This window comes from Apilactobacillus apisilvae, assembly GCF_023380225.1.
Classification (GTDB): domain Bacteria; phylum Bacillota; class Bacilli; order Lactobacillales; family Lactobacillaceae; genus Apilactobacillus; species Apilactobacillus apisilvae.
Window position 1 is genome coordinate 909,666 of sequence record NZ_CP093362.1, and the last position, 13,046, is coordinate 922,711.

11 protein-coding genes are annotated in these 13,046 nt (G+C 31.2%); 4 read left to right on the plus strand and 7 right to left on the minus strand.

Annotation, left to right across the window (positions count from 1 at the left end):
* Positions 1-5: 5 nt before the first annotated feature.
* From MOO46_RS04680 to MOO46_RS04690, 3 genes are all read right to left on the minus strand, one after another.
* Entirely contained in the window at positions 6-1,346 is a 1,341-nt protein-coding gene (locus MOO46_RS04680; protein WP_249510537.1) for an IS3 family transposase, read from the minus strand.
* Positions 1,347-1,403: 57 nt separating this feature from the next.
* Positions 1,404-2,978 carry a ribonuclease Y gene (rny, locus tag MOO46_RS04685; protein ID WP_249510538.1) on the minus strand — a complete coding sequence of 525 codons (1,575 nt, stop codon included), beginning with the start codon at positions 2,976-2,978 and terminating at the stop codon, positions 1,404-1,406.
* Positions 2,979-3,158: 180 nt separating this feature from the next.
* A complete protein-coding gene (locus tag MOO46_RS04690) occupies positions 3,159-4,127 on the minus strand; it encodes an alpha/beta hydrolase (protein ID WP_249510539.1) in 969 nt (322 codons plus the stop codon).
* 91 nt (positions 4,128-4,218) lie between these two features.
* On the opposite strand from MOO46_RS04690, the gene MOO46_RS04695 reads away from it, so the two are divergent.
* Entirely contained in the window at positions 4,219-4,641 is a 423-nt protein-coding gene (locus MOO46_RS04695; protein ID WP_249510540.1) for a helix-turn-helix domain-containing protein, read from the plus strand.
* Positions 4,642-4,720: 79 nt separating this feature from the next.
* The gene (locus MOO46_RS04700) at positions 4,721-6,052 is read left to right on the plus strand and encodes an IS3 family transposase (protein WP_249510541.1); all 1,332 of its coding nucleotides are present in this window, start codon (positions 4,721-4,723) and stop codon (positions 6,050-6,052) included.
* A 51-nt stretch (positions 6,053-6,103) separates the two neighbouring features.
* On the opposite strand, the gene MOO46_RS04705 is transcribed toward MOO46_RS04700, so the two are convergent.
* Positions 6,104-7,432 carry an ammonium transporter gene (locus MOO46_RS04705; RefSeq protein ID WP_249510542.1) on the minus strand — a complete coding sequence of 443 codons (1,329 nt, stop codon included), beginning with the start codon at positions 7,430-7,432 and terminating at the stop codon, positions 6,104-6,106.
* 125 nt (positions 7,433-7,557) lie between these two features.
* Between MOO46_RS04705 and MOO46_RS04710 the strand changes: the two genes are divergently transcribed.
* Positions 7,558-8,397 (plus strand): SAM-dependent methyltransferase, encoded by an 840-nt coding sequence (locus tag MOO46_RS04710; RefSeq protein WP_249510543.1) that lies wholly within the window; start codon positions 7,558-7,560, stop codon positions 8,395-8,397.
* 221 nt (positions 8,398-8,618) lie between these two features.
* Here the strand turns inward: MOO46_RS04710 and MOO46_RS04715 are convergent, their stop codons facing one another.
* Entirely contained in the window at positions 8,619-9,137 is a 519-nt protein-coding gene (locus MOO46_RS04715) for a hypothetical protein (RefSeq protein ID WP_249510544.1), read from the minus strand.
* Positions 9,138-9,146: 9 nt separating this feature from the next.
* Positions 9,147-9,536 (minus strand): hypothetical protein, encoded by a 390-nt coding sequence (locus MOO46_RS04720; RefSeq protein ID WP_249510545.1) that lies wholly within the window; start codon positions 9,534-9,536, stop codon positions 9,147-9,149.
* Positions 9,537-9,620: 84 nt separating this feature from the next.
* Here MOO46_RS04720 and MOO46_RS04725 point away from each other — a divergent pair, with 84 nt between their 5' ends.
* The gene (locus tag MOO46_RS04725) at positions 9,621-10,508 is read left to right on the plus strand and encodes an RluA family pseudouridine synthase (protein WP_249510546.1); all 888 of its coding nucleotides are present in this window, start codon (positions 9,621-9,623) and stop codon (positions 10,506-10,508) included.
* A 66-nt stretch (positions 10,509-10,574) separates the two neighbouring features.
* Here MOO46_RS04725 and MOO46_RS04730 read toward each other — a convergent pair whose 3' ends face one another.
* Entirely contained in the window at positions 10,575-12,965 is a 2,391-nt protein-coding gene (locus MOO46_RS04730; RefSeq protein ID WP_249510547.1) for a phosphoketolase family protein, read from the minus strand.
* Positions 12,966-13,046: the final 81 nt, after the last annotated feature.

Below are 13,046 nucleotides of genomic sequence, written 5' to 3' on the forward strand. Positions count from 1 at the left end.
AACAACTATTTATTTTCTAGGAGGTAAAGTTTCCGATATTCTTTCGGAGCTTTACCTCCTAGTTTTGTTTTAATTCTACAATTATTATAATATTTAATCCATTTTTTCATCGCTTTAATTAATGAAGACTTTGTTTCATAATGATTACTCATAATTTCTATTTTCATGATATGAAAGAATGATTCCATTTGTGCATTATCTAGACATGTCCCTTTACGGGACATAGATTGAAATATATGATTATCCTTTAAAAGCTTTTGCCACTTATTATTTTGATACTGAAAACCTTGGTCGCTATGAATGGTAGTTCTATATTTCAAATTGGGTAATGCCTTAATCAAGGCTTTTATTGGCTTAATAGTAAAGTCAACAGTTGGATGTTCGCTAATAGAAAATTTTAATATTTCATCTGAAAATAAATCCATAATGGGTGATAAATAAACTCTATGATTTATATCTTGATTACCATACCTAAATTCACTGACATCAGTTGTTAATTTTTGATATGGACGATCAGTCTTAAATTTTCTGTGAATTCTATTTTTAGCTATATGTCCAACTTTGCCAATATAAGAATTATATTTTCTTCTTTTTCTATTATAGCTATTAGTTGTTAAGTTTAACGTTTTCATTAATCTTAAAACTTTTTTATGGTTAACAACTACGTTGTTATTAATCAAAGCCAAGGTTACACGTCTATAACCATAGTTTGGATTAAAATGTTTGATTTGAGTAATCATCTTTTTTAATTTAATATCTTTATCATTTTCTTTTAAATGACGATAATAGTAGCTTCTACTTATACCAATACTCTTTAAAATGAATGATATAGAAAATCTTTTAAACAAATTAATTAATTTCTTTATATGATTAATAATAGATCCATGATCTTGTTTTATTTGTTCATAACGATAATTAATTAGATAATAATCAAGTTTGTCCTTTAAAGATTTATTAAGTAATTTAAGTTCAATATTATTTGATTTCATTTTTTTAGGGCCACGATTAGTGTATAATCCAATTAGGCCTTTAGTCTCCAATCTTCGCTCCCAAGCAAGGATTGTGCTCGGGGCAGATATGTTGAAGAAAAGTGCTGTTTCTGGATACGAACTGTGGTTAGTGTGCATCCAATGCAGCACTTTTCGTTTATAATCTCCAGAATATACTTTGCTTGGTTGCCTGACAACTAATCCTTTAATGCCGAAGGCATTATACATATGAATCCAATTTAACACAGATGTTCTACTCTTAATATTATATTTTTTAGCAAGACTAGTGGAACCCATTCCTGTTGAAAAATATTCTTTAATTATCTTTTTCTTTAATTCAAAACTAAATTTTGTCATACAAAAACCCCTAAAGCGTTGTTTCACTTTAGGGGTTCACTTCACTAAAGGCTATTTTTATTTAAATTGTTTTTTACGCTTTCCAACATATTGGACAGCTTTCAATGAACGAATCGTTGTCACCTTAATATTACCAGGATAGGTTAATTCATCTTGAATTTGATCTCTAACATGTCTAGTCAAAGATTTACTTTTATCATCATTTAGCATCTCAGGATTAACAATAATTCTAATTTCACGACCAGCCTGGATAGCATAACTATCCTTTACTCCAGCATGCTGATTAGCAATATTTTCAAGGTTTCTTAACCTAGTAACATATTCTTCAATCGATTCACTTCTAGCACCAGGTCGTGCGCCAGACATTGAATCAGCGGTTGCAACTAGAATAGAAATTGGATCAATCGGATCAACATCTCCATGATGGGAGGCAATTGAGTTAATTACAATGTCATCTTCATTGAACGCCTTAGTTAACTTAACACCTAATTCAACATGGGTTCCATCAACTTCGTGGTCAATTGCCTTACCAATATCATGTAAAAGACCAGAACGCTTAGCTAACTTAACATTTAGCCCTAATTCGGCAGCTAAAACTCCGGTAATTTGAGCAACTTCAATTGAATGATATAAAACATTTTGACCATAACTAGTTCTAAACTTTAATTTACCAATAATCTTCATTAAGTCCGGATGCATTAGACCAATTTTTAATGATTTAACAACATTTTCACCAGTCTCACGTAATCCAGCATGAACGCGTTGAGTAGCAACATTGACTTGGTATTCAATATTATTATTAGTAAATTTACGTGAAATCATCAAGTTATCAATTGTCATCCTAACAATCTCACGACGAAATGCATCATGGGTAACAATGTGTAATAATAGCGAGTTATCATCATCAAAAATTAAATCCGTTCCCGTCAATGATTGTATTAATCGAATATGTTGTTCTTCTTTACCAATCAACTTGGCTTTCATATCACTACTGGGTAATACAACATTTCTTTCAATATGTGTCTTAGGCTCATCCCTTGCACCACGCTGAATGGCCTCAATTAGCAATGAATTAGCTTTTTTGTTAGCAGAAACTTTGTTCTCAGCTAATTGATATTTAACTTCAATATCTGATTCACGTTTTAATTTTAAGTTAGTTTCATCTAAAACTTGTTGCTTAGCTTCTGCAAAATTGGTTTTACTAATTTTTTCCAATAATTCTTGTCGCTTATTTAAAAGGTCGTGAGCATTGTCAAGTACATTATCAATTTTACTGCTATATTCATTTTGTTTAGTTTGACGTTCTTTTAATTCATTAGCAGTTGTAATCAAATGCTGTTTAGTTTGATTTAAAAAATTCTCATGTTGGTCTAAACGTTGTTTGCGAGTTTCATTTTCGTATTGTTGAGTGTCAATTTCATCATCAGCATTATCATGATATTGATCAATTTCTGATTTATCATCATTAATAATATCATGATACTTTTCATTAACATCTCGATCACTAGACTCAATATAATAATTCGCTTTCATTTGGGCATTTTTCAATAAATTTTTAATTCTAAAAACATCAAATGATACTCCCAAAATAATTCCTAAAATCAAAAACAAAATTATCAAAAAGCTAATCAATCTTTTTCCTCCTCTCTGCAATATTGCTTACAATATTTTTTATTATACGATTTAAATCGTTATTTTTTGTAGTGTTAGTACACTCTTATAATGATAACATTTTAAAAAGCATTTTTTATAATAATCATCATAATTTTAAAAAATAGGCTATAAATTAATTATAACCTATTAGTAAAATATTTAGTTAAAGTACTTAGACAAAAATTCTTTAATTGTTTTAACATATAATTGTGGATCAGTTTTATAAGATGATGCATGAGCAGCTTTCTTAACTAATAAGAGTTGCTTAGGTCCACGACTAGCTTCATATAAAGGATGTACCATTCTAGTTGGTACAAAGTTATCATTATCACCATGAATAAATAAAATTGGTTTATGATTTTTCTTAACTTGGTTTAAAGCAGATGCTTTATACATACTATAACCAGCTCTTAAATGAGTAATTCCACTCACAATTGGGACCAATGGCCACCTAGGAAAATCTGATAAATGGTATAGCTGTTTGGCTTCATAATTAATTTCATCGGCTACACTGGTGTATCCACAATCTTCAATATAAGCTTTAAGCTGTTTAGGAACTGATTTTTCACCAGAAACCATCATTGTCGTAGCTCCACCCATACTTACACCAAACATAACCATTTCGGAATCCTTACCATTTTCTTCAATAACTCGACGCATCCATTTGATATAATCCATTCGATCTGGCCAACCATAACCAACATAGTTTCCTTGACTTTGTCCATGGCCACGAGTATCTGGTGTTAAAACGTTATAACCCATTTTATGAAAAATATAAGCATATGGTGCCATCTGTTCTTTATTACCCATATAACCATGTGCAACAATCACTGTTTTGTTAGTCTTTTTATCAGCAGGAAGATAATTAGCAACTAACTTTAAATGGTCAGTTGTTGACATTTGTGTCCAACGATATTTTTTAGCATTTTTATACCACTCAGTCCCCGGATAAAGTGGCGAACTTTTAGATATTTTTTGCTTACTTAAAAAATTCTTTTTACCCGGCACTACTGCAACATGATAAAAATATAGGCCAGCGCCTAAAAATCCAAAACATATTAGAAAGAAAAATATTCCAATTGTTGTTAATAAAAGTTTAATTTTTTTGCCCAAATGAAATCGCTCCATTCAATTTAATACTATTATGATTATATGTTTCAAAATAAGAAAACTCAACTAATAGACGATTTAAGTTATAACAAGTTCAGAGGTGTTCAAAATGTTTCCTAACAGATTAAAAGCTTTACGTAACGATAAAAATTTAAATTTTAAACAACTAGCCAATAATTTAAACCAAATGTTTCCAAATAGTCGACATAATAATACTGCCGCTCAAATTGGTAACTGGGAACGAGGCGTTCGATCACCGTCTTATTTTGAAATCAAAAAATTAGCAACATATTTTAATGTAAGCATGGACTACTTAAGTGGTCGCAACTCCATTCAACATTTAGAGTTAGATTCTATATTGATGAGCGACAATCAAATTAAATTTAATGATAAGAATTTAAGTAAAAATGATCGTTATGAAATTTTTCAATTAATTAAGGGTTATTTACATAGTAAGCAAGAAAATAATAATGATATAAATCAAAATAATATGAATGATTACCAGGAAACATTAAATATTAAATTTAAATAAAAAGATGATTTCATTATTAGAAATGAAGTGACCCCCAAAAGTTGGACAAGAAATTGTTCAATATTTTGGGGGTCATTTTTTGGTTAAATTTAGTTATGAATTTAAATTAAATGTTGTTTTAGAATATCTACAAGGATATGGTTCCACTTATCTTTGTAAAAAATATAATATTGTGAATCCTAGTACTGTTTTACTATGGATTAATATGTATAAAGCCTACGGCTTAAAGGGTTTAATTGTAAGAAATTACGGTAAAGTGTATTCTGGTGAGTATAAAATAAAAGTGCTGAATTGGATGCACACTCAACAAAAGTCATATCCAGAAACAGCACTTCATTTCAATATATCTGCCAGTAGTACCATCTTCACTTGGCAGAGAAGAATGGAGACTAAAGGTATACGTTCATTATACAACAAACGTGGCCGTCCTAAAATGCAGAAAACTGAATTAAAAGTAACCTCATGTCAAAAAAATTTAGCTAATGAATACATGATTAAGTATGTGTATACAAAAATTCAAATGAAACATCCTAAGAGTAGTAAATTTGAGGTTGTACATAAGCTGATTAATCAATTAAAATCTTTATCTAAAAGTTATATTTTACAGGTAATTCAATATTCTCGCAGTGTTTATTACTATAACTTGAAGAAAGCGAAGCTTTCTTATGATAATTCTTACATTGAAAATAAAATCAAAAATATTATTATTAAGCACGCTGCTTACGGATATCGCAGAATAACTGCAGTATTAAGACAATCAGGCCTGAAAATTAATCATAAACGTGTACAAAATATAATGAAACGTAATAATTGGCAATGTAAATTGTTTAGTCGACGCAAACGTAAGTATAATTCATATAAAGGTCAAGTAGGCAGAATTGCTAATAATATATTAAATGGTGATTTTACAGCCAATAAATTTGGTCAAAAAATTACTACTGATGTTAGTGAATTTAGATATGGCAATGAAGATATAAACCATCGGGTTTATTTATCACCAGTAATGGATTTATATTCAGACAAAATATTATCTTTTAATATTAGTAGACATCCAAATGTAAGTTTTACTTTAAAAGCACTAAATGAAGCAATGCTTAATCTAAAATCATTACCTTATAGAACTATTGTACATAGTGATCAAGGTTTTCAATATCAACATCATAGTTGGGTTAATACATTGAAAAAATATAATGCGATTCAGTCTATGTCCCGTAAAGGGACATGCTTAGATAATGCACAGATGGAATCATTTTTTCATATTATGAAAAGTGAAATGATGAATGTTCATTATAATACAAAAGAATCCTTAATCCATGCCATGAAAGTATGGATTAAGGATTACAATAATAATAGAATAAAAGAAAAACTAGGATACCAGTCACCAAATAAATATTTGGGATTAATATCCTAGTAAAAGTTGTCCAACTTTTGGGGTTCACATCAAAATCATCTTTTTATTTTATTAATCCTTTGGTAAGTTAGGATTCTTTAAGCGAGCAAATTGCCCTTTAAATTCTTTCGCATTAACTTGAATATCTTTCTTTTTATTAAATGTTTCATCATTCAATGAAACGGTGTAATCAGCATTTTCACCGTGTTCGGATTCATCTAATCCACGCATTTCTTCTTGTTTAGTAACCCGCATTGGCATTATTAATTTCAATAAAGAAATAATAACTGAGCAAGCGATAACAACAAAAATAATGGTTCCAATAGTTGCAATCAATTGAACACCAACCATATGAAAGCCACCGCCATAGAACAAACCATTAGTAGTTACAGCTGAGTTAACTGATTTAGTAGCTAAAAATCCAGTTAGAATACTACCAACAATTCCGCTAACACCATGGCAACCAAATGCATCTAAAACATCATCAACGCCAATTTTAGACTTTAGATAGTTAACAAAGAAATAACTTGCCAAAGTAGCAAGAATTCCAATAACGAATGCACCAGTAATTGTAACAAAACCTGCAGCAGGTGTAATTCCAACTAATCCACAAAGCGTACCAGTACATACACCCGATAATTGGGGTTTCCCTATAAAATGCATATCTAGTAACATCCAAACAATCATTGAAGTAGCTGTTGCAACAGTCGTTGTCATAGTTGCTTGCATTGCAACATTATTAACAGCTAATGCTGAACCTGCATTAAATCCATACCAACCAATCCATAAAATGGTTGTTCCTAGTAATACCCATGGTAAATTATAATGATTAGCATTACGATTTTCTTTTAAACGTTTACCTAAAAATATTGATAATACAAACGCCGTAACTCCAGCGTTAATATGTACAACCGTTCCACCAGCAAAATCTAAAGTCCCTAATTTTGCTAAAATACCATTAGCTGACCAGACCATATGTACCATTGGGTAGTATAAAACAATTGACCATAAAACTATAAATACTAATAAAAATTTAAAGCGAATTCTACCTACTACTGAACCGACAAATAAAGCTGGTGTGATAACTGCAAACATCATTTCAAAGATTGCATAAATACTAGTAGGAATCTTGCTTGGCATTAAAGATGTTAAATCAATTCCATGCATAAATGGATTTGATAAATCACCAACAAATCCACCAATATTGCCAGAAAATGATAAACTATAACCAAATATTATCCATAATAAAATTGCTAGACCTGTAATAATAAATACTGATAACATAGTATTAACTACGTTTTTCTTAGACACTAAGCCTCCATAGAAAAATGCTAATCCAGGAGTCATAAATAACACTAAAATACTTGATAAAAATACAAAGGCTGTACTAGATAAACCCATTAACATCGCTTCCTTAATCTTTATGTAATAAATTATAACATTAGATATAAATATGTACAGAAAAAATATTATTATTTAGCATTTTATGTTAGATTTAATAACATTAATTTTAAAAGGTGGTTTATATGAACAAAAAGAAATTAATTAAAAAACTTCGCAAAAATAAAAAAATTACTAAACAAACAGGTTACATTGAAAGAATGAAAAATTATTATGACATTTTCCAAAGTTTTACTGACATTAAATTATTAATTAATAATATTTTAGAAGCAGATCGACTATTACAACTTAACCAGTTACCGCAAGACTTACCAGAATTAATTTTACCTGATGACATTCAAGATGAAATTTTTAATTCAATAAACAATAAATACCCAATCGGAGACCCTGAAGGTGATAAATTATGGAATAAATACGTCGATAATTTACCAAAGCTAGATGAAGACTTACGTTCATTTAGAGACTATCTAGAAGATAAATATGGGATGTGGGCATATATTTCAGCCCCCTTTGTAAATGAAATCGCTAAAAATTTACACGGTAAAGTATTAGAAGTGATGGCCGGTAATGGATATATATCTAAAAATTTACGTGAAGCTGGCATTGATGTAATTTGCACAGATAGTCTCAGTTGGCAAAAGGAAAATGAAACTGGCAAACACCTAGTAACTGATGTTGAGAAATTAGACGCCAATGCAGCTTTTGACAAATATCATCACGATATTAAATATATTATTATGTGTTGGTCCCCTGATGGACTAGACATTGATTGGCAATTATTACACAGAATTCGTGAAAGTAAAGAAAATATCGAATTAATTGTTATTGGTGAAAAAGATGGTGCCACTAACTCCAAGAAATTTTGGCAAAATGCTAAATTCGTTAATAAAGAAGTAGCAAATAAAATTAATCAGCACCATAAGAGTTTCGATTTAATTAATGATAAATTATATTTTGTTAAATAAGCATAAAAAAATAACCCTAACAATAATGTTAGGGTTATTTTTTGTGGCATTTATAAAATAAATGGATAGATAGTGTTCACATCACTAAGATTATCAAACACGCTACAATACGGTAGCATAATGTGTCCCACATCAAAAACGTCACTTAATTACTAAAGAGTAAATACAAAACAAGTTGCGTGACCTTCTCGACTCATCGCAGCAACAATTATAACATAAAATTATTTTTTAGTCGTCTTTTTCTTTTTAGGTTTAGATTCTTTAGTGATCTCTTTTTCAGCTTCCAATCTAGCTTTTTTATTTTCATCAATTGAATTAAGTTGTTCTTTGGTCCATTTACTTAATTTTTGTTCAATTACATCATTGATAGTAAATTCATCTTGTGATGCAAGTTCATCAATTCTCAAGCTTGAACGGTTAACATCTTTTGATTCAACAAACATATAAATGTTCAATTCACATTTCCCATCACCAGACATCATTTTACTAATATTCTTAGAATAACGATATGGCAGATTTACAATACAATTCTGCAAGAAAAAGCTGGTTTCTTCACCTTTAACTTGTAACATTGCAGAAGCTAAATGGCCTAAGTTAATCTGTTCTTCCATAAATTGTAATAATGGTTTAAATGCTGTCTCTGGATTTTTCGCTAATTCAGCAGCACTAATTTCTTGAGAATTAACCTCAAATTTTTCATCATTAATACGGTCAATGAACTCTTGTACATCCATTTTCATTTTTAACACCTATTTTTTCTTTATATTTCGTTTTACAATTCTTACATAGTCAATTTTTATTTGCTTCCAAGCTACTCTATACCAAAGTAAATTAATAATTACACCGATAATTGCGATTATAATTGCGATTGAACGGTTCAAACTTGGAACTCCAGAAGCTTTAATCATGGTATTAATAATAACAAATAAGCTAAGTGTATAAACACCAATAACAAAGCCTAAAAAGTGATAGGCAAACTTCCAATTTAGGTAACCTAAAACGTTAAATCCAAAATATAAGATGATCGCAATTATAATTGTCTTAATTAAATCCGAACTGTTTCCACTCATAAAAATATCACATATAATAAATATAATTAATGAGCATAAACTTACTAGCGCAATTTTACTTTTACTCATATCTTCCTCCAGTATATTTTACTATTTACACCTTATCACAACTTTTTCAATTTTACTAAAACATTTTCAGAAAGAAGGCTATCCATGAAAAAATGGGGTTATGATTTAAAAGTCTCTACGAACATTAAAAATTTAAGCCTTAGAGAGTATTTAAGTAAACATTTATTAATTCCCAAGCATTTAATTTTTTCATTAAGAAAAGATCATCGAGTTACAGTAAATAACAAATACATTCCAATGAACTTTACAGTAAAAGATGGCGACCAATTAAGAATCGTATTCATTGAAAGTGATTTTCATTTACCAGTTCAAAATATATTACCAGATAATCATAAAATTATTAATATTTTATTCGAAAATGAAGACATCTTAGTAGTCAATAAAATGGCTGGAATTAAAACTCATCCTAATCAACCAAATGAAAGTGGTACTTTATTAAACTTTTGTGAAAACTACCTTAATAAAGAAAATAAACATGCATACATGATTCATCGTTTAGATCAAGAAACTTCCGGTGCAATTATTGTTGGAAAAAATCCAGCAGTAGTTCCTATTTTAGTAAGGTTAATAAAAGATAAAATTATCCATCGAACTTACCTGACTTGGGTCGAAGGAATCTTTCAAAATAAAAGTGATAATATCAATCTTCCAATTGGTTTTGATCAAAACGATAAAAGGAAAAGAAAAATTAACGGCACAAGTTCACAAAAAGCATTAACCCGATACGAAGTATTAAAAGAACGTAATAATTGTTCACTAGTCGAAGTACAATTACAAACTGGCCGCACTCATCAAATTAGAGTTCATATGAAAGCTATGAACCACCCTATCATAGGCGATCCATTATATAATCCGGAATCAATATCACCAAAAATGTTATTACATTCATGGAAATTAAAATTAATATTCCCTTACTATATGATTACTAAGGTTTTAGAATCACCAGTTAATGATTATTTTAAAAATATGTAACAAAAGAGCCACATCAATTAAGATGTGGCTCTTTTTAGGTTTTAAAAGTTAATTAAAGCGAATTAATTACTTTAATGGTTTCCATTGCCATGCATTTACTTCTGGTAAGTCAGTACCAACTTCACGGATGTAAGCATTGTGCTTGTCAACCATGTCATTCATACGTTGTACGAATGAAGCACCCTTAACAGAGTATTCTGGAATATCATTTACAACTTCTTTAGCTAAGTCGAAACGATCTAATTGGTTCAATACACGCATGTCAAATGGTGTAGTGATATCACCGTTTTCGCGGTAACCATGAACATGTAAGTTATGGTTGTGACGATCGAAGAATACATCTTTAACTAGACCTTCGAAACCGTGGAATGCGAATACAACTGGTTTGTCAGTAGTAAATAGACGATCAAATTCTTCATCAGTTAAACCACGAGGGTCAACCTTAGGTGAACGTAACTTCAAGAAGTCAACAACGTTAATGTATCTGATCTTCATTTCTGGGAATTCATCGTGTAATAATGAAATTGCAGCAAGACTTTCCCAAGTTGGTTCGGTACCAGCTGAAGCGATAACAACGTCTGGTTCTTGACCTTGGTCAGTTGAAGCCCAGTCAACGTAACCTAAACCATTGTTTACAAGGTTAGTTGCTTCTTCAATTGAGAACCATTGTGGACGTGGGTGTTTTGAAGTAACGATTAAGTTAATTTTTTCTTCACTTGCGAATGCAACGTTACCAACAGCTAATAATGAGTTAGCATCAGCTGGTAAGTATTCACGAATGAATTCTGGTTTCTTTTCTGATAAGTGAGTTAACATACCTGGATCTTGGTGAGTGTAACCATTGTGATCTTGTTGGAATACAGTTGAAGTATCAACAAAGTTCAATGATGGGTAATGTTTTCTCCATGGTTGATCAGCTGCTTTACGTAACCACTTGAAGTGTTGAGTTAACATTGAGTCAACTACACGACCGAATGATTCGTATGTTGCAAAGAAACCATGACGACCAGTTAGAACGTAACCTTCTAACCAACCTTCAGTTTGATGTTCTGATAATTGTGAATCAATTAAACGACCAGAATGAGCAACGTATTGATCATTTGGTTCCATAATGTCTTCCATCCATTGACGGTTTGTTTCATTGAACACACCATATAGACGGTTTGACATTGATTCATCAGGACCAAAGGCACGGAAGTTGTCAGGGTTTTCATCCATAACAGCACCTAACCAGTTTGACCATACACTCATATCTTCAGCAATTGTTTCACCTGGAGTCTTAACGTCAACAGCAAACTTCTTGTAGTCTGGTAGACGTAGAGGCTTAGGATCAATACCACCATTAGTAATAGGATTTACTGACATACGACGGTCACCCTTAGGTGCTAATGCCTTAATGTCATCCTTAATAGTACCATCATCGTTAAATAATTCTTCTGGCTTGTATGATTTTAACCAATTTACAAGTAAATCAGCATGTTCCATGTTGTCAGATGAAACAGGTAGTGGAATTTGGTGAGCACGGAATGAGTTTTCAATTGGTTCACCATTAAGATCCTTCTTAGGACCAGTCCAACCTTTTGGTGTTCTAACAACAATCATTGGCCATTCTGGTAGAGTGGCAGTTTCAGCAGTTTGGTTTTCACGAGCATTCTTTTGAATGTCTTTAATTTCTGGAATAACTTCATCCATAACTTTAGCCATTTTTTCATGGTAAGCCATGTGATCATCAAAGTCTTCTTCGTTTTCAACGAAGTAAGGTTTCCAACCCATACCCTTGAAGTAGTCAGTTAATTCTTCATCTGACATACGTGACATGATAGTTGGATTTGAAATTTTAAAACCATTCATGTTGATGATAGGCAATACAGCACCATCTTTAACAGGGTTGATGAATTTGTCTGAGAACCAACTAGCAGCTAGTGGACCAGTTTCGGCTTCACCATCACCAATTTCAACAGCGGCAATTACGTCAGGGTTATCTAGGATAGCACCAACACCGTGTGATAGTGAGTAACCTAATTCTCCACCTTCGTGAATTGAACCTGGAGTTTCAGGGGCAGCATGTGATGCAACTCCACCAGGGAATGAGAATTGTTTGAATAATTTAGCCATACCTTTTTCATCTTGTGAGATGTTTGGGTAAATGTCTGAGTAACTACCATCAATGTATGAGTTAGATACCATAACTTGGCCACCATGACCTGAACCTTCAATGTAGAACATGTTTAGGTCATACTTGTTAATTGCACGGTTTAAATGTGCATAAATGAAGTTTTGAGATACGATAGTACCCCAGTGTCCAATTGGTTTAACTTTTACATCGTCAGATGTTAGTTCATTCTTTAATAATGGGTTATGTTTTAGATATAGTTGACCTACTGATAGGTAATTAGCAGTACGCCAGTATTTATCTAATTCTTCCAAATATTGTTTGGAATCGAAATCTTGTGCCATTAATTAACACTCCTTTTTAATAAAAAACTATTGAAATTAATAATGGTTTACTATAGAAATCTGCCAACAAAATCGTCAACA